Source organism: Knoellia pratensis (assembly GCF_042666395.1).
Lineage (GTDB): Bacteria > Actinomycetota > Actinomycetes > Actinomycetales > Dermatophilaceae > Knoellia > Knoellia pratensis.
The window spans coordinates 1,023,737-1,045,622 of the sequence record NZ_JBHTDJ010000003.1 but is presented as its reverse complement, the minus strand read 5'-3'; the positions used below and the strand labels follow the sequence as shown (position 1 = coordinate 1,045,622).

Here is a 21,886-nt window from a genome sequence, read left to right as displayed (position 1 = left end):
TGATGATGCACTGATGAGCCCACTCCTTCCTCGCGCCGTGCACCCCGCGGCGTGGTGGGGATGGGCCATCGGGCTCGCCGTCGCGGTGAGCACCGTGACCAACCCCTTCCTCCTCCTCACGGGCCTCGGGGTCGCGGCTCTCGTCGTCACGTCACGTCGAGGCAGCTCCCCCTGGGCGAAGTCGTTCCGCCTCTACCTCTGGCTCGGCGCCTTCATCGTCGGGGTACGCGCACTGCTCCACGTCCTCGTCGGCCTGAAGTTCGGCGACACCGTCGTCCTCCCCCTCCCCGAGGTGACGCTCCCGGCCTGGGCCGCGGGCATCGACATCCTTGGCGACGTCCGCCTCGAGGGTCTGCTCGGCGCCGTCACCGACGGTCTGCGCCTCGCGGTGATGATCGCCTGCATCGGCGCCGCCAACGCCCTCGCCAACCCCAAGCGTCTGTTGCGCAGCCTGCCCGGAGCCCTCAGCGAGATCGGGTCGGCCGTCGTCGTGACGATCACTGTCGCCCCTCAGCTCACCGAGAGCGTCCAGCGCGTCATGCGGGCACGCGCGCTGCGTGGGGACACGGCCCGAGGCATCCGGGCGCTCCCCCGCATCGCCCTGCCCGTCCTCGAGGACACCCTCGACCGCTCGCTCCTCCTGGCGTCCGCGATGGACTCCCGTGGCTACGGTCGTCGCCGCGAGGTCGCTCCGGCGCTGCGCCGCCTCACCGCCGTCTGCACCCTCGGCGGGCTCCTGGCGAGTGCGGTCGGCATCTACGGCATCCTCGACGCCACGACGCCCGAATGGCTCGGCGCTCCCGCCCTGGCTGCGGGAATTGCGTTGTCGCTCACCGGAATCTGGCTCGGAGGACGGGCCAACGCTCGCTCGACCTATCGCCCCGATCCGTGGCGCTGGCCCGAATGGCTCACGGTCGCGTCAGGCTTCGCAGCCGCCCTGGCCGTGCACCTCGTCGCACGCGGCGATGCCGCATCCTTGGGTATGCCGCTCGCCCCCCTCACCGTGCCCGCCCTTCCCCTGATGGCCGTGGCGGGCTTCCTCCTGGCGGGGCTGCCGGCCTTCCTCACCCCCGCGCCCCCAGCCCCCGCAGGCCGACTTGGTGCCCCGGACGGACGCGCGCTCCCGGCCGAAGGCCGCTCGAGGGTGTCCGTCCGGGGCACGAAGTCGGGAGTGGGACAGGAGGGGGTCTCGTCATGATCGAGCTCGACCGCGTCTCCGTGACCTTCGACGGTGCCCCGGCCCCGGCCCTGCGCGACGTCACACTGAGCATCGACGAGGGCGAGCTCGTCCTCGTCATCGGCCGGACCGGCTCGGGCAAGTCCACCCTGCTCGGCACGATCACTGGTCACGTCCCTCACTTCACGGGCGGCAGGCTCGCCGGGCACGTCCGCATCCATGGGCGCGACACCCGTGACCACCGGCCGCGCGACCTCGCCGACCTCGTCGGTGTCGTCGGCCAGGACCCCCTCGCCGGGTTCGTCACGGACACCGTCGAGGAGGAGCTCGCCTACGGCATGGAGCAGCTCGGTCTGTCGGGTTCGACGATGCGCAAGCGGGTCGAGGAGACCCTCGACGTCCTCGGCATCGCCGACCTGCGCGGCGCGGCCCTGCGGGAGCTCTCGGGTGGCCAGCAGCAGCGCGTCGCCATCGGCTCGGTCCTCACCGCCCACCCCAAGGTCATCGTCCTCGACGAGCCTACGTCGGCCCTCGACCCCACTGGCGCAGAGGACGTCCTGGCGACCATCACGCGCCTCGTCCACGATCTCGCCGTCACGGTCATCGTGGCCGAGCACCGCATCGAACGCGTCCTCCAGTACGCCGACACGGTCGTCCACGTCGGCCTGGATGGCGTTGTCTCACAGGGAGATCCGGCGCAGATGATGGTCGCCGCCGACGTCGCCCCACCCGTCGTCGAGCTCGGCCGTTGGGCTGGCTGGTCCCCACTGCCCCTGTCCGTCCGCGATGCCCGCCGCCGCGCCAAGGAATGGCGTTCCCTCCCCGTCGCCCCTCGAACCACGCCAATCTCCGACGGCCCCGCCCTCGTCGTCGCCAAGGGCGTCGTCATCCAGCACGACGCCGTGGTCGCCGTCGCCGATGTCGACGTGACCCTGCGCGGTGGCGAGATCACCGCCCTGATGGGGCGCAACGGCGCGGGCAAGTCCTCGCTCCTCTGGGGTCTCCAGGGTTCGGGCGCACTCCGATCCGGCAGCGTCCACGTCACGACCGACTTCGTGCCCCGTACGGACGAGCGAGCGCCAGCGAGCGCGTCCCTACGGGGCACGAAGTCGCAGGCGGAGGTCGACGTGCACCGGCTCGACGCGGCGCAGCGGAGACGCCACATCGGGCTCGTCCCCCAGTCGGCGGCCGATCTGCTCTACCTCGACTCCGTCGGGGCCGAGTGCCACCAGGCCGACCGCGAGAGCCAATGCCAGCCCGGCACCTGCCGCAGCCTGCTCGACAACCTGGCACCCGGCATACCCGATGATCGTCACCCTCGCGACCTGTCCGAAGGACAGCGGCTCGCCGTCGTCCTCGCCGTCCAGCTGACCGCCGACCCGGCCGTCCTTCTCCTCGACGAACCCACTCGTGGGCTCGACTACTCCGGCAAGGCGGCACTGCGGCGCGCGCTGCACGACCTCACCGCGCGAGGACGCTGCGTCGTCGTGTCCACCCACGACGTCGAGTTCGTCGCCGAGACCGCCGACCGCGTCGTCGTCCTTGCCGCTGGCGAGATCGTCGCCGACGGACCGACCTCCGATGTCGTCATGTCCAGTCCGGCCTTCGCCCCGCAGGTCGCAAAGATCACCGCACCCCAACCGTGGCTCACCGTCGAGGACGTCCGGTATGCCGTCGGGGAGCCTTCGTGACCGCGCTCGCAACTCCCCCTCAACCCGCCACGCGGGTGGACCGAACGCGCGCAATTCGGTTGCGGCCGCGCTCGATCGCGGCCATCACGGCAGTGAGCCTCGCCGGAGTCGTCGCGTTCGGATGGCCACTCATCGTCGACCCGGGGACGGCCTTCGGACACTCGACCGACGCGCCGCTGCTCTTCTCGCTGCTCATGCCACTGCTGCTCGCCGTCGTCCTCGCCGAGGTCTCCGAAGGCGGGCTCGACGTCAAGGCGATCGCGATGCTCGGGGTCCTGTCGGCCGTCGGCGCGGCACTGCGGCCCGTCGGTGCCGGAACCGCCGGACTCGAGACCGTCTTCTTCCTGCTCATCCTCGGCGGCCGCGTCTTCGGTGCCGGGTTCGGTTTCGTCCTCGGTGCGACCACGCTGTTCGCGTCGTCCCTCATCACCGGTGGCGTCGGACCCTGGCTGCCGTTCCAGATGCTCGGGGCGGCCTGGGTGGGCCTTGGTGCTGGTCTGCTCCCACCGCTCAAGGGCAAGGCGGAGATCGCCCTGCTGGCGGCATACGGCGCGGTCTCCGGTCTCCTCTACGGCGTTGCCCTCAACCTCATGTTCTGGCCCTTCACGACCGGCCTCGACAGTGACCTCTCGTTCGTCGCCGGCGCCTCCGTGGTCGACAACCTGCACCGGTTCCTCGTCTACTCCTTCGCCACGTCTCTCGGTTGGGACCTCGGCCGCGCCATCACCAACATCGTTCTCGTCAGCCTCACCGGCAGTGTCGTCCTGCGAACCCTGCGCCGCGCAGCCCGCAGGGCGGCCTTCGAGGCACCGGTCGAGTTCACCGCACCCCCCACCGTGGCACCGGACACCCCGCGCTGACCTTCGGCGCCCTTTGGCACAATCGCGACCATGGGTCCCCTCGAAGTCGACAGCACGCCCGCCTGGCTGAGCCGCGAAGAGCTCGACAACGCCCGTGAGCGCCTGCCCATCCTCTACGTTGACGCCGTCCCCGTCCGGGTCGACGAGCGTGGCGCGGTCACCGCGGTCGGCCTCCTGCTGCGCGCCTCCAGCGACGGCGACATCCAGCGCGAACTCGTCTCGGGCCGCGTGCTCTATCACGAGCGTGTGCGGGACGCCCTGCTTCGCAACCTCGAGAAGGACCTCGGCCCCATGGCCCTCCCGCAGGTCCCCACCAGCCCGGTCCCCTTCACCGTCGCCGAGTACTTCCCCACCCCCGGCGTCACGCCCTTCCACGACCCCCGCCAGCACGCCGTCTCCTTGGCCTTCGTCGTCCCCGTCACCGGCGACTGTGCCCCCCAGCAGGACGCCCTCGACCTCGCCTGGCTCACCCCCGACGAAGCCCTCGCCCCCGGCGTCCTCGCAGAGATGGAACGCGGCCACGGAGTCCTTCTGAGACAAGCCCTCGCCCACCTGGGCCACCCCGTCTGAGGCCGAGAAAGGGCTGCGAGCGAAAGGGGACGCGGGCCGGCCAAGCGACGAAAATGCCCGTTCGCCGCTGGCTGGGCCTGGCGGGAGCACGGAGCGCGCTCAGCGCGCGGAGTGCGGATGGGATAGCGGCGAACGGGCGTTTTCGGCGCGCAGCGCCGTTGACCGGACCACCCGAGCGAGGCGGGTCAGGCCTTGCGGCCTTTGTTGAACTTGTCGACGGTGCGGGCCATGTCGGCGTCGTCCTCGGCCTTGGCCTCTTCGGGCGTCGGGGCCTTGCCGCCAAGTCGGGCGGGCAGGAAGATCAGGTCGTCGCCGGTCATGGGTGGGTAGGCGGCCTGCTGGGCCCCGAGCTGGGCGTTCATGAGCTCCTGGAGACGGCTGGTGGCCTCGACGCGGTTCTCGGTGGGGTCGACGTGGATCGGCTCGCCGACGGTGAGGAAGATCGGGATCTTGCTGCGCTTCAGGTGCTTGGGGGTGTTCTTGCTCCAGACGCGCTGCGAGCCCCAGATGGTCGTCGGGAGGATGGGGACGCCGGCCTCCTGGGCCATGCGGACTGCGCCCGGCTTGAACTCCTTGAGCTCGAAGGAGCGTGACATCGTCGCCTCGGGGAAGACGCCGACGATCTCGCCGTCCTTGAGGGACTGGACGGCGCGGTTGAACGAGCCGCGACCGTCCTTGCGGTCGACCGGGATGTGCTTCATGCCGCGCATGAGCGGACCTGCGACGCGGTGGGAGAAGATCGACTGCTTGGCCATGAAGCGCACGAGACGCTTCGAGTCCAGAGCGGCCAGGCCGGCATACGTGAAGTCGAAGTAGCCCGTGTGGTTGATCGCCATCACCGCACCACCGACACGCGGAACGTGGTGGGCGCCCTCGATCCTGAACTTCAGACCTTGTGCGGCGAACAGGACGCGGGCGGTGGAGATGACCGGGGTGTAGACGGGTTCCATGGATCTCAGCCTACGGCCCCGTAGGTTGCGTCACTGCTCGGATCGGTGGAGCAGGCCGCGTCCTACCAACGTCAGCACCACGGCGGCCGCAGCGGGGATGGCAACGATGAAGGACATTCCCACGGCGTCACCTGCGGGCACGCCGGTGACGACACCGTAGATCCCGCCCAGGACCAGCCCCAGGATCGTGGCCCATCCCAAGAAGACTGCTGCCGTCGACACGGAGTCCTGTCGCCCGCTCAGCCGCACGATCGAGGAGCCGGCCACGAGCAGGCAGGCGACGACGCCGCCGACGGCGCCCACCAGCCACACGATGCCCGCCGACTCCGGGGTCCCGGGGGTCACGGCGGACGGCGCCATGAAGGCGACCGCGCCACCCACGAGCGCCATCACCAGTGCTGCCGTGAGGCGAAGTGCCTCGCGCCTCTTTGTCAACGCGTCGGTGGCCACGTCAGAGAACCGCACCCTTGGGCCACCCCTCGTTGGGGAAACCGTTGTTGTCGTTCATCTTCTGCGTCAGGGACGTGTTGGCCGTGGTGCAGTCGCTCTTGAGCAGCGTGCCGCCGGTGTAGAAGGCTCCGATGGCCACGAGGGCGGCGCCGGCAGCAATGAAGATGCCCGCCGGAATGCCGAAGATGGTGGCGGAGCTGGCCAGGGCACCGATGATGCCGACGACGAGAGCACCCAGTGCCGTGATGAGGCCCATGTAGTACTTGACCAGCCCGCCCCGCACCGTTTCGAGCGCCGCTGACGCAGTCGTGGTGTAGGTCGTCACGATCTTCTCGAGAGCGGTCTGGTGCAGCTTGGCCTTGCCCGCGTAGGCACCAGCCGCGTCACCCTGCCACTTGTCGTCTGCCTTGAGTATCGCGGAGGCGTCCACCGTGTCCTTCTTGGCCGACACGGGACCGCCGATGTCCGTCGACCAGGAGTTCCCTGTGGTTTCGAGGAACCCTCGATCCCCGGGATTCCCGAAGATGAACGTCACGCCGTCCCAGAACTCGTTGAACTTCTCGACCAGCCAGTCCCAGGCATCCTTGATCTTGTCGGCCAGCCAGCCAAGCCCCCACGGGATCCACCCGAGGAAGTCGTTGACGATCCCCAGCAGCTCGTCCAGCTTGCCCTTGATCTTCTCGATGAGTCCGTTGATCTGCTCAATGAGTGCATCCATCGTCTTCCCCGTCAGCTCTTCGGTGACCAGGCCGCCGCGAGCCGCTGCTTGGCAGCCTCGTCGTGCCCTTCGTAGGTCGTCTTCACCGTGCGCAGATTTGCAGCGATGGTGTCAGTCTCAGTGGTTCCTTCACGAAGCAGGCGCTCGATCTTGGCGCGCATCGACTCGTATGTCGTCGTCAGACCCACGACGTCTGCCGCCCAGGACAACTGGGACGTCGAGAGCGTCAGGCTCGATGCGCTGGTCGTGGCGGTGCTGAGCGTGCTGGACACGTCGTCCCAGACCGCGGCATCGTCGCCGAGGGCCTGCAGGGCAACTTCGAAACTCATGTCAGGTTCCTCCCCTTGTCACTGTCACAAAGCCCTGAACCGGCTGGCCAGGGCACTCGGGTCGGCACTGAGCCGACGCAGTTCTCCGAACACGGACTGCTCAAGGATCTGATCGACCCCACGGGTGGAGGCGATCTGGCGCAGGGCGTCGTCATAGGCCGCCAAGATGTATCTCGAGATGTTTGCTGCGTGGTGGCGCGTGGCGCTCTCCGCGACCTCGACACCCGAAATGATCCCGGCGCCCGTCAACCTGACCGTGACGTCCGCCCCGCTGGCGCGGCCCGCGAAGGTCCGGGAGGTCACCGCCTCGACCTCGTTGGACACCGTGTCGATCTCGCCGAGCATCCCCTCGAGCGTCTCGACCATCGCCTCCAGGGAGGCGCGGTCATTCGAAGCCAGCGCAGCCGTCGTGGTCACCTCGTCCAGACCGGCCGCGATGCTGTCCGCGAAGGACGGAAGCGGGCGCGTCTGCGGCGCCGGGCCATCAAGGGCGTCCGAGAGGGAGGTGCCCCATTCGACCGCGAACTTGGCCCCGGCATCAGTCATGGCCGCCAGCACGGCGGGCCCGAGTTCGGTCGCGCCCAGATGCTGCGCCCAACCAGCGCGGATCCGCACCGCCTTGAGGTGCCCCTCTGCCGAGACGGACACCGTCACTTGGTTCGAGGGGTCAGTGCCGTCGGCTGGCCTCCGGTCCTGCCCTGCGCGCTCGAAGGCTTGGCTGGCGCGGTCGAGCTCGTCGCGCGTGTCAAGCAGGCGCTCCATCGGATCGGTCATGACCTCTCCCCTTTGACGTTGTCCGGTGATGCACACCAGCCAAGCATCGCTGTCCTCGCGCGTCGATGGGGAGCACTCCCCGTGACCGGCTGCGGTCAGGAGTGCTGCGCCGGGAGCCAGCCGAGTTGCACGACCTGGTTGCCCCGGTCACGCGTCACGAGGCGACCACGACCGGGCGGCTGGAGCGAGCCCTTGATGTTGCCGACCAGTGCGCCCTCGTCGGGCGGGGTGCTGAGCATGATGGCTGGGCTGGCGAGGTCACGCATGGCCTGCAGGACCGGCTCATAGCTCGCCCGCGACGCACCACCGGCACGGCGGGTCACCACGAGGTGGAGACCCACGTCGGCGGCCTGCGCGAGCAGCGGGATGAGGGGGCGCAACGGTGAGCCGGCCGAGGTGACGACGAGGTCGTAGTCGTCCACGAGGATGAACGCCTCGGAGCCCGACCACCACGAGCGTGCCCGCAACTGCTCGGGTGTGACGTCGGGCCCGGGCAGGCGAGTGCGCAGGAACGCTGTCAGGCCCTCGATCTCGGCCGTCACCTGCTCCTCGGTCGTCATGTATTCGGCGAGGTGCTCGTTGGGCAGCTCGCCCAGGAGGGCTCGGCGGTAGTCGACGACGAACAGCTTGGCCTCGTCGGGTGTGTAGAGCCGGGCGATCTCGCTGGCATAGGCGCGCAGCATCGCCGACTTGCCCGAGTCGCTGTCGCCGTAGAGGTAGAGGTGGGACTCCTCGGCCACGTTGACGCCGACCGGTTCGAGGTTGCTCTCGTTGATGCCGAGGAGCACCCGCTTGTCCCCCGCGCCGGCCTGCTCGCGAATCGTCTCGAGCGAGATCTCTTCCGGGAGGAGGCGGAGCTTGGGCGGGCGCGCGCCCTTCCAGGCGGCGGTCACCTTGGCGACGAGGTCTTCGACCCCGTCACCCAGGTCTTCGACGCTGCCGGAGTTGTCGATGCGCGGGATGCCGGCGAGGAAGTGGTGCTTGGTCGTCGTGATGCCTCGGCCAGGGCGACCCTTGGGCACGTTGGCCGAGACCTTGCGGTCGATCTCGGAGTCGCCGGGATCACCCAGACCGAGTTCGACCTTGGTGCCGAGGACGTCGCGGATCTGCATCCGGAAATCCATCCAGCGCGACGTCGTGATGACCACGTGGATGCCGAACGTGAGGCCGCGACCGGCGATCCCGCTGATCGTCTGCTCGAGCTCGTCGAACTCCGCCCGAATGGTGGGCCAACCGTCGACGACGAGGAAGACGTCGCCGTAGCCGTCGTCGACGCGGCCCTCGGCCCGGCGGCTGCGGTAGGTCTCGATCGAGTCGATGCCGTTGGCGCGGAAGTAGGCCTCGCGCTTGTCGATGATGCCGGTGATCTCGGCGACGGTGCGACGCACGACGTCGGGTTCGTTGCGGTTCGCGACACCGGCGACGTGTGCCAGGCCCGCGAACGGCGTGAAGGTGCCGCCACCGAAGTCGAGGACGTAGATCTGCGTCTCGAGTGGGGTGGTCGTGAGGGCCAGCGAGCTGACCAGGGTGCGGGCAAAGGTGCTGCGCCCGGTGCGCGGCCCACCCACGACGGCCACGTGGCCGGCAGCGCCGCCGAGACGCAGGACGAAGAGCTCACGACGCTGTTCGAGTGGACGGTCGACGATGCCCATCGGGATGACATAGGAACCCTGGCCGCGCCACCGCTTGCTCACCAGACCCAGCGCAGGGTCCGGTGCGAGGTCGCCGAGCAGCTGGTCCATGGAGTTGGGGACGTCGAGCGGCGGCAGCCACACCTGGTGCGCGGGACGACCGTGACCCTTCATCCGCGCGACCGCAATGTCGAACACGGCCCGCGTCTCATCGGGCTCGTTGAGGGCCTGCGGCTCCTCCTCGACCCGTGACACCGCTGACACGGCTTTGCTGGTCGTGAAGGGCAACACCTGCATGTTGGAGCCGGTGCCTCCGGCGGCCGTGCGCCGACCGCGACCCTTGGGCGGTCCGGAGACGTATGCCGCCTTGAACTTCAGCAGCGTGGTCTGGTCCGGCTTGAGGTAACCCAGGCCGGGGATGGGCGGCAGCTCGTAGGCGTCCGGCACACCGATGACGGTCCGGGATTCGCCCGCCGAGAAGGTGCGCAGACCGATCCGGTAGGACAGGTGCGACTCCAACCCGCGCAGTCGTCCCTCCTCGAGGCGCTGCGACGAGAGGAGCAGGTGCATGGACAGGGATCGGCCGAGTCGACCGATGGCCACGAAGAGGTCGGCGAACTCCGGCTTGGCAGAGAGCAACTCCGAGAACTCGTCGGCCACGATGAGCAGGGCCGGCAACGGCTCGAGGTCCGCGCCACCGGCGCGCGCCTTCTCGTAGTCGGTGACGTTGGAGAAGTTGCCCGCGGAGCGCAACAGCTCCTGTCGACGGGTCATCTCGCCCTGGAGCGCGTCCTGCATGCGCTCGACGAGGGTGAGCTCCTGACCGAGGTTGGTGATGACGGCCGAGACGTGTGGCATGTCGGCCATGCCGGCGAACGTCGCACCACCCTTGAAGTCGACCAGGACGAAGTTGAGCTGCTCCGAGGAGTGGGTCATCGCGAGCGCCAGGACGAGGGTGCGCAGCAGCTCGGACTTGCCGGAACCGGTGGCACCGATGACGAGGCCGTGCGGGCCCATGCCCTGCTGGGCGGACTCCTTGATGTCGAGGGCGACGACCTGGCCGCTGCCACCGACGCCGATCGGCACACGGAGCCGGTCACGCTGCAGGCGAGGTCGCCAGGCGGTGGCCGGATCGAAGTCGCGCACGTCCCCCAGACCCAGCAGGTCGACGAGCTCGGTGCTCGAGGTGAGCGCATCACGCACCTCGACCTCACCGCTGACGAACATCGGGGCGAGGCGCCGGGCTGACGCCTCGGCCTGGGTCACGCTCATCTGGTCGGCGAGACCCCTGGCGCCTCCGCGGCTCAGGCTGAGGATCTCGAACGGAACCTGACCGGCCGGCGTACCATGCCGTGCCGCATCCACAGCGAGACGCAACGTGGTGGTCGAGTCGAGCTCACCCCACTGCTCGGGAAGGTCAAGGACCGTGACCCCGAGGACACCGTCGTCGGTGACGAGCGGGTTGTGGCGCGGGAGCCGGGCGCCGTCGACGATGACGAGGACGTGAGGTGTGGGCGGCTGGCCCCCGGGTCCGAACCGCGGCCGGTCGGTGATGTCGTCGGGCAGCAGCTCGAGGAGTTCGTCGATCGACTCGGCAACGAGGCGCATCGGGCCGATCGCGTCGCGCTCACGCGGGCTGAGGGCGTGCGGCAGCCACTTGAGCCAGTCCCACTCGTCGCGCGAGTCGGGGCTGGTGAGCGCGGCCACGATGAGGGAGTCCGGCGAGTGCATGATCGCCGCGTTGACCACGAGGGAGCGCGCGAGAGCACGCGCCGGCCCGGCCTCGCCGGTGACCTGGATCCGCGACCAGGCCGACATCGAGACCGACGCCGGCAGTCCGTGCTGCACGCGGTGGGTCGTGAGCAAGCGGTGCAGGCCGGACGCGGCGACCGGGTCGAGCTGGGCCAGCGGCGGCGTCTCGGCAGGTTCGAGGGTCAGGCACAGGGGCTGGGACGTCGTCCCCATGCGCACGTGGAGGAAGTCGTCGTCCTTGGGCAGTCGCTCCCAGACTCGACTCTTCTCCTCCGCGAGGAGAGCGAGCGACGCTGGCGCGGGGTAGTTCCAGAGCCCCGCCTCGCGCTGCTTGGCGGCAGCGTCGCGGACGGTGCCGCGGACCTCGGCGAGGTAGGCAAGGTATTCACGCCGGTTGGAGATGACCTCGGCGTTGTGCTGCTGGCGGGTGCGCAGACCACTCGAGAAGACGAATCCGAGGGAGGCCACGAGGAACATGCCAGCGCCGATGATGCCCTTGGGCCCCGGCGACGACAGCGCGACGAAGCCCATCGAGCCCACACTGCCGAGCATCGGCACCGCCTGCATCAGGGTGTTGCTGAGCCCCTCCGCAGGTGTGATCTCCGGCGGTGGCTGCAGGACGATACGTCCCGTTGGGACCGACGGTGCTTCCTGTCGAGTCCCTGCGACTGTGGCGGTCACGCTTTCCTCCCCGAGTACTGGTACCGGCTCAACTTATCCCGAGAGCGTCGAAAGGGTGGAGGGCGCCGCACCACGAATCGCCTCGGACGCCTATCCTTCGATGAGGCCAAGGCCGTTGAACGAGGAGGGGGTTACGTATGCCGGGTACGGACGCGAGCGCGGGGCTCCAGATCAGCCTCACTGCCGGCGGACGTCGCTATGACCTTGTCGTGCCCGTGGGCGCACAGGTCACCGAGGTGTTGTCGGTCCTCGGCATCGCCTCCCGCGCCAACCCCCATGCCATCGCGACCCCGAGTGGACGGGTCCTTGGACCGCACGACACTTTTGACGATTCGGTGCCGACGGGTTCGGTCCTCACCGTGGTGCCCGTGACGACGCACGCCATCACCCGCGACATCCTCAACCTCGACCGTGGACGCAGCGCCCGTGGGGCCCGGGCCAGCGCCCCCGCCGGTTCGGGTGGACGCCATCGCGAAGTTGTCGAAGCACCCCGCGGCCCGGACGTGGACGAGTCCACGCGCCGCCGCGGAGAAGCACCCGCCGCAGAAGCCTCCGACATCACCGCTCCGCGATCGAGCCTGGGCGCCACCAGCCCCGTCCGTGCAGCGCCCCGGGCCTCGGACGCTGCCCGTCGGACGCCACCTTCGACTCCAGCACCGTTGCCCTCGACTGCCGCTCAGCTCATCTGGTTGGCAGCGGCCTTCGGTGCCGTCATCAGTCTCGTGGCCGTCTGGAGCCTGTCCAGCAACGGTGACAGCACGTCCGCAAGCCTCACCTTCTGGGGCACCACGACCGCGTGGATGCCCACGGCCGCCGCAGCGCTGCTCGCCGGCGGCGCCATCGGACTCGCAGCGCTCAGCAACCAGCGATCCCACCAGTTCGCCGCCGCGGCAACGGCTCCGGCCCTCGGGCTGGCTGCTGGTCTGACGCTCCCTCTGCCCGAGTCTCCCGGTCGCGCGGCGGTCGCCGTCGTCGCCGGATGCGCGGTCGCCGTCCTCGCTCTCGCCATCACACGGACCCGAGTGGCGGTCGACTCACCCGGCGACCGGACGGTGATGTCGGCGATCGGCGGCCTGGGACTGCTCGTCGGGCTGGGCACGGTGCTCGACTGGTCGGGTCCCTCGATCGCGGCGCTCGTGACGGGACTGGGGCCGCTGCTGATGCGCCTGCTGCCCACGACCAGCCTCACGGTCGACCTCAACCAGCTGGTCGACACCGAGCGGCTCTCCACCACGATCTGGTCCGTGCGCGAGCGAGGCGCCGGTCGACGTCAGCGCATCACGCGTGGCGACATGCGTGCCCGGTTCGACGCCGCCCGAGAAATCGTGGCGATCGGCACGGCATACCTCTCGCTGTCCACGGCCGTGAGCGGATGGCTGCTCGTGACCACACCGGCACGCGACAGCGTGACTCGTTGGGGATCAGTGGCTGTCCTCGTCGTTGCGGCTCTCGCCTGTGGCTACCAGTCACGCTCCGTGCGCGACCGGCTCCCCCGCTACAGCATGCTGGCCGCGTGTAGCTCCCTGCTGCTCGCCGCCGCCGTTGCCCTGCTGGCCACGGGCTGGTCCGGCGCCACGCTCGTGGTCTTCCTCGTCGGGACCGGCATCGCCTGGATCAGCGTCGTCAGCGCCTCTGCCATCGTGCAGGGCTACCGCTCTACCAGGATGTCCCGGTTCGCCGACTCCATCGAGACGATGACCGTCGCATTCTGCCTGCCGCTGGGCATCGTGGCCGCAGGCGGCGTGGAAGCAATCCGGCGGATGACCTCGGGTTGAGGCCATCCGCCGGATGAGTCGCTGACACCGTCAGCCCACAGCCAGAGCTGGAGGTCAGTGCTGGAGCTCAGTCACTCCCAGACCTGGGGGCTGGAATCGTCTGTGCCCTCGAACCACTTCTCCTCGTCCTCGGTGGTCAGCTTGTCGACATCCTCCGGCTGACCGTTCTTGTCACCCTTGCGGGCGCCCCCGGCTCCGGCTGCTCCCAGGGAGGTGCGGCCACCGCCGCGCGCGCCAGCCTTGGCGGTGCCTGCGCCCTTGCCTGCACCCGAGCCCTTGCCTGCCTGTCCACCGCCACCGGCAACGCCACCGTTGCTGCCCAGCTTCGGGACGCCGTAGCGACCCGAGCCCGTTGCTCCCTTGACCGCACTGCCGCGGCCCGAGGCTCCGCCTCGCGCGGATGCTCCACCGCCGCCGGGGATCGCCTGCGCCCCACCGGGACGCCCGACACCACCGGCACGCGTCGCCGATCCGCGTGCTCCGGCACCGTTGCCCCGGGCTCCGGTCGCACCGCCACGGGCCGCGCCACCGTTGGAGAACATGCCTCCCGCGCCGCCACGGAGCATGCCACCGAGACCGGCGGCACCGCCGATGCCTCCGGCCGCGAGCCCGCCTCCACCGACGCCACCACCGCCACCGCCACCGGTCGGGTAGGTGCCCGTGGGGCCCGTGCCCGTCCCGGTCGAGACTCCCGTGGAACCCGTGACGGGCCCGTCGGAGCTGATCGGGTCGTAGTTGACCTCATCGACGGTCGGTACGTGAGTCGGGTCGCCGGTGCAGATCTCGGTGGGTGGCTGTGGGTGAGCCGTCGGGACTTCGGTGCCCGTGTGGTTTCCGTTGTCGACCGGATCGAGCTGCCCGGTGACCACGGCCCGACCGCCGTTGATGTAGCCACCCGACGTGGAGGACTGCGAAGCCGTCCCCGACGTGCGGTCGGAGGAAGCCGGACCATCGTTGCTGTAAGGCGTCTGGGCATCACTCTTGGCGTCGATCGGCAGCTTGGCGGAGGCTGTCTGCGTGTCAGCACCCAGGGAGTCCAGCACCACCTTGGCCGCCTGGTTGCGTTCCTCCCACTTCGCGTCCTCGGCAGCAGCAATGGCCTCGCCGTCAGGGACGCCGTAGAGGTTGATGTCCGGCTTCGGGGCACCCGCCGGGAGCTTCTGGTGAGCAGCAGGGTCGACCCACGTCGAGATGCTGTTGACCTTGGAACTGAACTCATCCTTGGCGAGATTGACGGCCTTGTAGATCTTGTCGAGGCTCGCCTTGACGTCCCCCAGCTCGCGGGAGCGGTCGTCCAGCGACGTGCTGAGCCGGTCGAGACTCGTGTATGCCGCATCGGCGGCCGGGCCGGACCACGGCTTGTCGCCGCTGGGCTCCTGCAGCGACGCCTTCGTGGTGCGCACGGCCTTGGCCAGGTCGGTCACCTGGGTCTCAGCGGTCTTCCAGTCGTTCCACGTGAGCCAGATCGAGGCGGTGTCGACCGCGAAGATCTTGTGGAGCTGTCGCTCGTAGTGCTTCGCGTTGGCGTTCAGCACCGGATCCGGTGCCGGTGCGTCGGGGTCACGCATGACTGTTCTCCTTCGTCGTGGCAGCGGCCCCATCCGCCGCTGCCGTCGGGTCGTGTTCACGTTCAGCTGGTCGGTGTGCCGTGGATCGTCGCCGCACGACGAGAAGCACGCCTCCGACGACCAGGAGTCCGAGGACTCCGGCGCCGAGCCACGGAAGCGCCGCGTTGTCGGACGTACCTGATGCCTTGGTGGGCGGTTTCGTCGCCGCACCCGTGGCCGGGGTCGACGCCGACGAGGACGCGCTCGGTGTCGGCGCACTGGACGCGGAGGCCGCGGTCGCCGCAGCGATGTCGGCGGCCGAAGGGTCCTCCGTGCCACGCTCCGTGACCATCGGATTGACGGTCGACAGCTTCTCGACATCGAGCTTGATCGCGTCGGCCGGGGAGAAGATGCCGAAACCGTAGGACTCTGTCTTGCCCGTTGCTTCGGGCAGGTCGGCCCCGACCCGGCGGAACCAGGTGAGGAAGGTGCCGTTCTCGGCACGGAGTCCGATCGCGTCCTTGGCCGCCTGGAGGACCTGGTTGCCGGTGGCGCTCGGGTGTGCCGACCACACGGCCGCCAGGCCACCAGCCGTGATCGCCGTGGCCTGCGAGCTGCCGTCAGCGACGACGTCGCTGCGCCAGCCCGAGGGAGTCCACCGGCCCGCAGCGATCTTGGTGCCGGGGGCGGCGAAGTCCACGAGGGAGCTGCCACGGACGGCGCTGTCGTCGAGGTTGCCCTTGGCGTCCACGTGCGTCACGGTGACGACGCCGTTGCCGATGGCCGGCCAGAAGACGTTGCGCCGGTCGTTGTTGGTGGATGCGACCACGATGGCTCCAGCTCGGTAGGCGTCGAGCAACGCCGGAATGTACTCATCGGTGTAGTCGGTCGTCAGGCTGATGCTGATGATGCGCGCACCATCCCTGACCGCTTGCCGGATCGCACGTGCAGTCGCGTCGTCGACCGCGTCGCTCACACCGCCCTTGAGCTGGCACCGGAGCTTTTCGGGCTCGTCGTTCGTTCCGAAGGCCACCGCGTAGTGACGCAGGGTGACTTGGGGAGCGATGCCAGCCACACCTCGACCGCCCGAGGCAGTGCCCTTGCCACTCCCGACCAGGAGCGAGGCCATCATCGTCGCGTGGTCCGCGGTCAGGCCAGCCACGGTGGACTTCTGCGGGCTGCCGTCAGCGGTCACGCACTCCGTCTGAGAGGACGCCACGCGCCCCTTGAGCTCGGGCACACTCGAGTCGATCGGGCCATCGATCAGGGCCACAGTGATTCCTTGGCCCGCACCGGAGCGGTGCAGCTCGTCAACCCCCATGGCCGTGCTCCACCACTGGCCATCGGTCAGTGGATCGGCCCCCGCAGATGCAGCACCGAGGGTCACCGTGGCGGCAGCGACTGCCGCCGTCAGAGCGACGCCGGTGCAACGCGCGAGGAGTGGTGGAGTGGACATGGTCACGACGTGGGCGGTTCGTGCCCAGGCCCCGTCCCGGTCGGCACGGCACCCTCGTTGCGGGTGTCGGGGTTGGTTGCAGGTCCCTCGACCGGAGTCTCGGAGTCGGGAGATGCTCCCGTGGCCACCTCGGCCTGGTCGGTCGCGGCCGCAGCGGCCTGCGCCTCGGGAGTGGCCGCAGCCTCATCGCGCTGGCGCTCGCTCTCGAGCGGCCCGCGGTCCCACTTCTGCCAGAGCGCGACGAGCGCGGCTTCGGCTTCGTCGTCCTTGTCGGAGGTGTGCTTGGCCGATGTCGTGATCCCGTCTGCGACGGCGACGAGGTCGGTCTTGACCCCTTCCATCGCCTTGACGTAGATGCCCTTGACCTGGTCGAAGACCGAGCCGTACTGGGCGAGCACGGGAATGTCCCCGAACGAATCCTTGGCCGCCGCAGCGCCGTTGAGTGTCGAGTGCGTCGAGCCCGCGTCCTTCTCCCAGTCCGTGCGTGCCTTGCTCGCGACGGACCTCATGTGCGCGGTCGGGTAGTGGATGTCTTCGCCGCCCATGGCTGCCTCCCCTGAATCTCTGCGTCAGTTCTACGTCAGTCCTGCGTGTCTTCGGTACCACCAAGCCACTTGCGCCGCTGGGACGCAGTCCGTGCCGACAACCCGGATGTCGGGATGTCGGCACGGACTCAACTGTTCATGACCGGAAGGTCAGCTCCAGCTGTTCTTGTTCTTGAGCTCGCCCGCGAGGTAGTTCTCCTTGGACGTCTGGACAGCCGTCTTGATGTCAAGCAGGAGCTGGTTGAGGTCTTCGACCTCACCGTTCCACTTGCGCTTGACGTCCTCGAACGCCTGCTTGGAGCCGGCTTCCCACTCGCCCATGTGGGGCTTCATGTCGTTCTCCATGTCGGTGACCTTGCTCTTCAGGTCGTTGACACCCTTGACCATCGCGTCGATGAGGGTGTCAATCCCGCCACCGGCAACCTTGATGTCCTGGCCACTCATCACTTACCACCCATCTGCGACGTGTACTTGCTGAGCATGTCGGACGCGCCCTGGTCGTCCGCGGTGTACTGCTTGTCGTTGGCCACGAGGTTCTCGCGGAAGTTGTCGAGGATGTCGACGAGGTCCTTCGCCTGAACGGTCCAGGCGTTCTGGACGTTCTGGAAGGCGCCTGCACCTGCACCCTGCCAGTGCGCCTTCACCTCTTCCATCTGACCCTGAAGCGTGCCCAGCTTGGTCTTGAGGTCGGTCCTCGCCTGGTCGACGATCCCCGCACTCTTGGCGATTGCTCCAGCGCCGACGCTGTGTGTCGTGTTGCCCATGCCACTTCCCTTCTCTCAATTGGTCCCTTGAGGACCTCGGTGGCCCTACCGACCACACCTGGTGGTTGGACCCCGGCTTGCTGTTCCCCCGAAGTCCTGACAAGGAAGACCATACGGGTGGATGCCGCACCCGCCAATGGGGAGAACTCCCCGTCTATGCTCGGGTGCGATCTCCGCTGCGGCGGAGCGAACCAGAGCAGGCATGATCGGGGAGGATCACACTCGTGAGTCAGAGCACGACGACGTCGCTCGTCAGGCTGTCCGTCACATCGGGGACGCGGCGGGCTGATCTCGGCATCCCCGGTTCCATCCCCGTCGCAGAGGTCATCCCGGATCTCGCGCGCGAGTTGGGCGTCCTCGACGCGCACTCCGCCAGCATGGGATATCGGCTGGTGCGCGCCGACGGACAAGTCGTCGAGAGTGACAGAAGCCTTGCGGCACAAGGGATCGAGGACGGCGCCGTCCTGGCCCTCGAGCCGAACCGCCCCGATGACGAGAAGGTCTACGACGACGTCGTCGAAGCAGTTGCCGACCTCGTCGAGACCCAGTTCACGCCGTGGACCCCGGCACACAGCGCCGGCACAGCGGTCGGTGCGTCGGTCGTTCTCTTCCTTGCCGCGGCATACGCACTCTTCACCGCACGCGACAGCAGCATCCTCATCGCGGCCCTCGCCGGGGTGTGCGCGCTGCTCCTCGTCGGAGCCGCTGCCGTCCTCGCGCACGTTCGCGACCAACCTTCCGCTGCCGTTGCGCTCGCGCTGACAGCCGTGGCGTATGCCGGCGTGTCGGGTTGTGCGGCCGTGCCCGACGCCCGCTTGTGGGGCGAAGGCCTGCTGTATGCCGGGGCCTGCGTCATCGTCGTCGGTGTCCTCGGTGCCGTGGCCGTCACCCACCACCGGCTACTCGTCGCGACCACCGCCGTGGTTGGCGTGGCGATGGCCGCGCTCGGCGCCCTCAACCATTTCGCTGACTGGGGCCTGACCGGGATCGCTGCCGTCGTGTTCGTCATCGCGGCTGTCGCTGGCAACGTCCTGCCCTGGGTCGGCATCTCCTCGAGCCGCCTCACGACGCACCCGCCCAAGTCGGACCTCGAGATCTACGGCGACACGCCCGAGGTGGAGCGCGATCGGGTCCGCAGTCAGGTCGCAGCGGGTCACGAGCTGATGGTCGCCCTCGGAGTCGCCAGCGCCGGCGTCATGATCCTGTGCACGCCCCAACTCGTCGCCTCGGGCGTGCCCGGTGCGCTGCTGACCTTCGTCGGGTTCATCGCCACCCTGCTGCGAACGCGCCACAGCCGCACCCGGACGACGGTGCTCATCGCCATGATCGCGGGGGTCACCGGTGTCGCCGTCGCAGCAGTGACTGCGGCCCACACCCACCCCGACTGGAGACCGATCCTCGCGCTTGCCCTGGCCCTTGCGGCCGCCCTGGTCGTGGGAATGGCCCTCGTCCTTCCCCGCACGAGGGTGCAGCTCGGTCGGATCGCCGACGCCGTCGAGGGACTCGCCCTGGTCGCCCTCGTCCCCCTGGCGGCCTTTGCCGTCGGGCTCCTCTGAGGCGGCGGGATGGCAACCAAGAAGGACCTCGTCGAGGCCCAATCCTTCAGCAGGCGTCGCCTGACGACGGCGTTCGTGAGTGGTGCACCGGGCGGGCGTGAGGTCGAGCCGCACCGACCGATGAAGGCCGTCATCGGCGGGTTGGCGCTCACCGTCGTCCTCGTCCTCGGAAGCCTCGCGTTCGGCTGGCTCAAGGGCTCCTTGCCGGACAACTGGGGCAACAACAAGCTCGTCATCGCCAAGACCAGCGGCGCCCGATACGTCTCGATCAAGGAGACGTTGCACCCCGTCCTCAACACGACGAGCGCACGCCTGCTCATCCCGGCCAACAGCTTCGAGGTCATCACCGTCGCCGATGACAAGCTCGCCACGAAGAAGCGTGGCAGCACGATCGGCATCCTCGGCGCCCCCGACTCGCTCACCCCGCCCAAGTCCTTGACCAACACCGGATGGGTCTCGTGCCTCGGTTCTGAGGCTGGGGTCGCGACCTCCGTGGGCCCGTCGGTCAAGAGCACCCCCACGGCGCCGGGTGCGTCCGTGGTGATGACCGGCCGCCAGCCCTTCATCATCGCCGGTGGGATGCGCTATCCCGTGGCCGCCGCCAACATCTCCAAGGTCATGCTGACCTTCGGCCTGGAGGGCCAACCGCCCCGTCAGGCACCGGCCGTGTGGACCAACCTGTTTGCCCTCGGCCCGGAAGTGAAGCCGTTGCAGCTCCCCGGCTTCGGCAAGTCCGCGCCCGGTCTGCCGCCGGGCGCCACCGTCGGATCCGTCCTCGCGGTGGCCAACAGCGGCCAGGCTGCGCGCCGCTACCTCGTCAACTCCGCCGGTGAGCTCGAGCCGCTGCCTGACTTCGCCCACGCGCTCTATCGACTCGGCTCCGGCAGCAACACGGACGACCTGCCGGTGACCCCGGCCCAGGTGACCCAGCTCAAGGTGCAAACCCAGCGGGTGGCACCCACGCAGTGGCCGACGGCGATGCCGACCCTCGTGTCCGAGACGCCGTGCGCCAAACTCACGGCGGCGACAGGCACGCGACCGTCCGTGACCTTGTCCATCTCGGAATCGGTGAGGCCAGAGGCCGGAGCGAACAAGGTGGCCGTGGACCTTGGCACCGGGGCACTGGTGCGCGCCGTCGGCGCCGGCTCGATCAGCGCGGGTCCACTGCTTGCCATTGACCAGACCGGCACGTCCTACCCCATAGATGGCTCGACGCCGGATCTCCTGCAACGTCTCGGCTACGAGCCCGTCGACGTCGCCCCCGTGCCCCAGGCCTGGGCCGAGCTCTTCCACCCCGGGCCGGTCCTCAGCGTCAAGGCTGCCCAGACGACCGTGGCCGCCGCGTCGTGACCCGTCGTTCGGTGGGTGTCGCCGCGACACTCGGCGCCCTCGCAGTGGTGGCGAGCGGACTCGTCGTCCCGACGGCAACTCCCACGGCCCACGCTGACGTCCGGCAGTGCACCGAGGGGCAGACTCGCTACGTCACCGAGTCCCCTCCAGCCCTTGCTCGGCTCGCCGCAGCGCAGTCCTGGACCCTCTCGACGGGCAAGGGCGTCGTCGTCGCGATCGTCGACTCCGGGGTCCAGGCCAGCAACCTCCACTTCCCTGCGGGTTCGGTCCTCACGGGCAAGAGCTTCGTCGGAGGCGCCGCCACGACGGACGAGACGGGCCACGGCACCGCCCTCGCCGGCATCATCGCCGCCCGCGACATCGGTGAGAGGTCCGGCGTCGTCGGCGTGGCCAAGGACGCCCAGATCCTCCCCGTGAAGATCACCGGTGGAGAAGCCGGTGACCCGGAGCAGCAGCGCTCCGCCAACCTTGCGGCGGGCATCGCGTATGCCGTGTCGGCCAAGGCCGATGTCATCAACCTCTCGCTCTCGACCACGGGCAACCGAGCCGATGTCCGTGCGGCCGTCGCCGCCGCGGTCCGGGCCGGAATCATCGTGGTCGCCTCCGGAGGCAACCGCGAGCAGGGAGCGGACGTCAAGGACGGACTGCGCTACCCCGCTGCGTACCCTGGCGTCATCGGGGTCGCGGCAACGACGACGACGAGTGACGTCGTTGGCGAGAACTCCATCCACGGTCCTCAGGTCGACCTCGCTGCGCCCGGCGACAACGTCATCACGACCTTCCGGGGCTGGGGCGACTGCGTCTTCTCCGAGGAACAGCAGTCGAGCAGCTACGCCACCGCCTACGTCAGCGGGGCGGCAGCCCTGTTGCGCCAGGAGTTCCCGGCAGCATCCTCCGACGAGATTGGCTACCGCCTCACGGCCACGGCCTCACGAGGTTCGCGCACGGCCCGCGACGACGTGTCCGGATGGGGTGTGGTGCAGCCCTACGAAGCGATGACCGCAGAGCTCGACAACAGCGTGGCCGGTCCTGTGCCCCCCGGCGGCACCCCCCGTCCCACTCCACGCCCCAAGGCCTCGACCGTCGACCTCACCCCAGCGCGCGACCCGCGCGCACCCGACCGCAGCGCCGTCCAGTGGCTCCTTCTCGGGGTCGGCGCCTCCGTCCTCGGCCTCGCCATGGCCCGGATGCTGCGCAGGTCCACGCACGCCTGACCCGCCAGACGTCGACGATCGGCAGGTGCGCGGGTCGCGGAGGCGAGCGAGCGGCATACGCCGCAAAGGAACCCGGTTGGGAGCACGCGTGACGTT

19 protein-coding genes are annotated in these 21,886 nt (G+C 69.2%); 8 read left to right on the top strand and 11 right to left on the bottom strand.

Annotated elements, in window-relative coordinates; translation table 11 throughout:
* The first annotated feature begins 13 nt into the window (after positions 1 to 13).
* From ACFQRE_RS14855 to ACFQRE_RS14840, 4 genes are read left to right on the top strand one after another with little or no spacing between them, the layout of a single operon-like run.
* Positions 14 to 1,198 carry an energy-coupling factor transporter transmembrane component T gene (locus ACFQRE_RS14855; protein WP_380123678.1) on the top strand — a complete coding sequence of 395 codons (1,185 nt, stop codon included), beginning with the start codon at positions 14 to 16 and terminating at the stop codon, positions 1,196 to 1,198.
* A complete protein-coding gene (locus ACFQRE_RS14850; RefSeq protein ID WP_380123676.1) occupies positions 1,195 to 2,868 on the top strand; it encodes an ABC transporter ATP-binding protein in 1,674 nt (557 codons plus the stop codon). Before ACFQRE_RS14855 ends, ACFQRE_RS14850 begins: the two co-directional genes overlap by 4 nt.
* Positions 2,865 to 3,728 carry an ECF transporter S component gene (locus ACFQRE_RS14845; RefSeq protein ID WP_380123674.1) on the top strand — a complete coding sequence of 288 codons (864 nt, stop codon included), beginning with the start codon at positions 2,865 to 2,867 and terminating at the stop codon, positions 3,726 to 3,728. The genes ACFQRE_RS14850 and ACFQRE_RS14845 overlap by 4 nt, the downstream gene beginning before the upstream one ends.
* 30 nt (positions 3,729 to 3,758) lie before the next feature.
* Positions 3,759 to 4,298: an NUDIX hydrolase family protein gene (locus ACFQRE_RS14840; RefSeq protein WP_009775455.1), complete on the top strand. Its 540-nt coding sequence runs from the start codon at positions 3,759 to 3,761 to the stop codon at positions 4,296 to 4,298.
* A gap of 185 nt (positions 4,299 to 4,483) precedes the next feature.
* Here ACFQRE_RS14840 and ACFQRE_RS14835 read toward each other — a convergent pair whose 3' ends face one another.
* From ACFQRE_RS14835 to eccCa, 6 genes are all read right to left on the bottom strand, one after another.
* Complete coding sequence (locus tag ACFQRE_RS14835; RefSeq protein ID WP_380123671.1) at positions 4,484 to 5,248, bottom strand: lysophospholipid acyltransferase family protein; 765 nt, start codon at positions 5,246 to 5,248, stop codon at positions 4,484 to 4,486.
* Positions 5,249 to 5,278: 30 nt separating this feature from the next.
* On the bottom strand, positions 5,279 to 5,698 hold the full coding sequence (locus tag ACFQRE_RS14830) for a hypothetical protein (protein ID WP_380123669.1): 420 nt from the start codon (positions 5,696 to 5,698) through the stop codon (positions 5,279 to 5,281).
* A 1-nt stretch (position 5,699) separates the two neighbouring features.
* Positions 5,700 to 6,416, bottom strand: coding sequence for a hypothetical protein (locus tag ACFQRE_RS14825; protein ID WP_380123667.1), 717 nt, complete (start codon positions 6,414 to 6,416; stop codon positions 5,700 to 5,702).
* Positions 6,417 to 6,427: 11 nt separating this feature from the next.
* Positions 6,428 to 6,745 carry a hypothetical protein gene (locus ACFQRE_RS14820; protein WP_380123665.1) on the bottom strand — a complete coding sequence of 106 codons (318 nt, stop codon included), beginning with the start codon at positions 6,743 to 6,745 and terminating at the stop codon, positions 6,428 to 6,430.
* A 24-nt stretch (positions 6,746 to 6,769) separates the two neighbouring features.
* The gene (locus ACFQRE_RS14815; protein WP_380123663.1) at positions 6,770 to 7,519 is read right to left on the bottom strand and encodes a YbaB/EbfC family nucleoid-associated protein; all 750 of its coding nucleotides are present in this window, start codon (positions 7,517 to 7,519) and stop codon (positions 6,770 to 6,772) included.
* A 95-nt stretch (positions 7,520 to 7,614) separates the two neighbouring features.
* The gene (eccCa, locus tag ACFQRE_RS14810) at positions 7,615 to 11,583 is read right to left on the bottom strand and encodes a type VII secretion protein EccCa (protein ID WP_380123659.1); all 3,969 of its coding nucleotides are present in this window, start codon (positions 11,581 to 11,583) and stop codon (positions 7,615 to 7,617) included.
* Between the two features lie 137 nt (positions 11,584 to 11,720).
* On the opposite strand from eccCa, the gene ACFQRE_RS14805 reads away from it, so the two are divergent.
* Positions 11,721 to 13,358, top strand: coding sequence for a hypothetical protein (locus tag ACFQRE_RS14805; RefSeq protein ID WP_380123657.1), 1,638 nt, complete (start codon positions 11,721 to 11,723; stop codon positions 13,356 to 13,358).
* Between the two features lie 71 nt (positions 13,359 to 13,429).
* On the opposite strand, the gene ACFQRE_RS14800 is transcribed toward ACFQRE_RS14805, so the two are convergent.
* From ACFQRE_RS14800 to ACFQRE_RS14780, 5 genes are all read right to left on the bottom strand, one after another.
* The gene (locus tag ACFQRE_RS14800) at positions 13,430 to 14,926 is read right to left on the bottom strand and encodes a hypothetical protein (RefSeq protein ID WP_380123655.1); all 1,497 of its coding nucleotides are present in this window, start codon (positions 14,924 to 14,926) and stop codon (positions 13,430 to 13,432) included.
* Positions 14,919 to 16,361, bottom strand: coding sequence for a S8/S53 family peptidase (locus ACFQRE_RS14795; RefSeq protein ID WP_380123653.1), 1,443 nt, complete (start codon positions 16,359 to 16,361; stop codon positions 14,919 to 14,921). The genes ACFQRE_RS14800 and ACFQRE_RS14795 overlap by 8 nt, the downstream gene beginning before the upstream one ends.
* Before the next feature lie 2 nt (positions 16,362 to 16,363).
* Entirely contained in the window at positions 16,364 to 16,906 is a 543-nt protein-coding gene (locus ACFQRE_RS14790) for a hypothetical protein (RefSeq protein WP_380123651.1), read from the bottom strand.
* Positions 16,907 to 17,056: 150 nt separating this feature from the next.
* Positions 17,057 to 17,350, bottom strand: a complete 294-nt coding sequence (locus ACFQRE_RS14785) for a WXG100 family type VII secretion target (RefSeq protein WP_380123649.1) — start codon at positions 17,348 to 17,350, stop codon at positions 17,057 to 17,059.
* A complete protein-coding gene (locus tag ACFQRE_RS14780) occupies positions 17,350 to 17,670 on the bottom strand; it encodes a WXG100 family type VII secretion target (RefSeq protein ID WP_009775463.1) in 321 nt (106 codons plus the stop codon). The genes ACFQRE_RS14785 and ACFQRE_RS14780 overlap by 1 nt, the downstream gene beginning before the upstream one ends.
* 224 nt (positions 17,671 to 17,894) lie before the next feature.
* On the opposite strand from ACFQRE_RS14780, the gene eccD reads away from it, so the two are divergent.
* Genes eccD through ACFQRE_RS14765 form a run of 3 tightly spaced genes read left to right on the top strand, consistent with a single transcriptional unit; the run spans position 17,895 to position 21,790 of the window.
* Positions 17,895 to 19,226, top strand: coding sequence for a type VII secretion integral membrane protein EccD (gene eccD / locus ACFQRE_RS14775; RefSeq protein ID WP_380123646.1), 1,332 nt, complete (start codon positions 17,895 to 17,897; stop codon positions 19,224 to 19,226).
* A gap of 9 nt (positions 19,227 to 19,235) precedes the next feature.
* Positions 19,236 to 20,576 (top strand): type VII secretion protein EccB, encoded by a 1,341-nt coding sequence (eccB, locus tag ACFQRE_RS14770; protein WP_380123644.1) that lies wholly within the window; start codon positions 19,236 to 19,238, stop codon positions 20,574 to 20,576.
* Complete coding sequence (locus tag ACFQRE_RS14765; RefSeq protein ID WP_380123642.1) at positions 20,573 to 21,790, top strand: S8 family serine peptidase; 1,218 nt, start codon at positions 20,573 to 20,575, stop codon at positions 21,788 to 21,790. Before eccB ends, ACFQRE_RS14765 begins: the two co-directional genes overlap by 4 nt.
* The last annotated feature ends 96 nt before the right edge of the window (positions 21,791 to 21,886 follow it).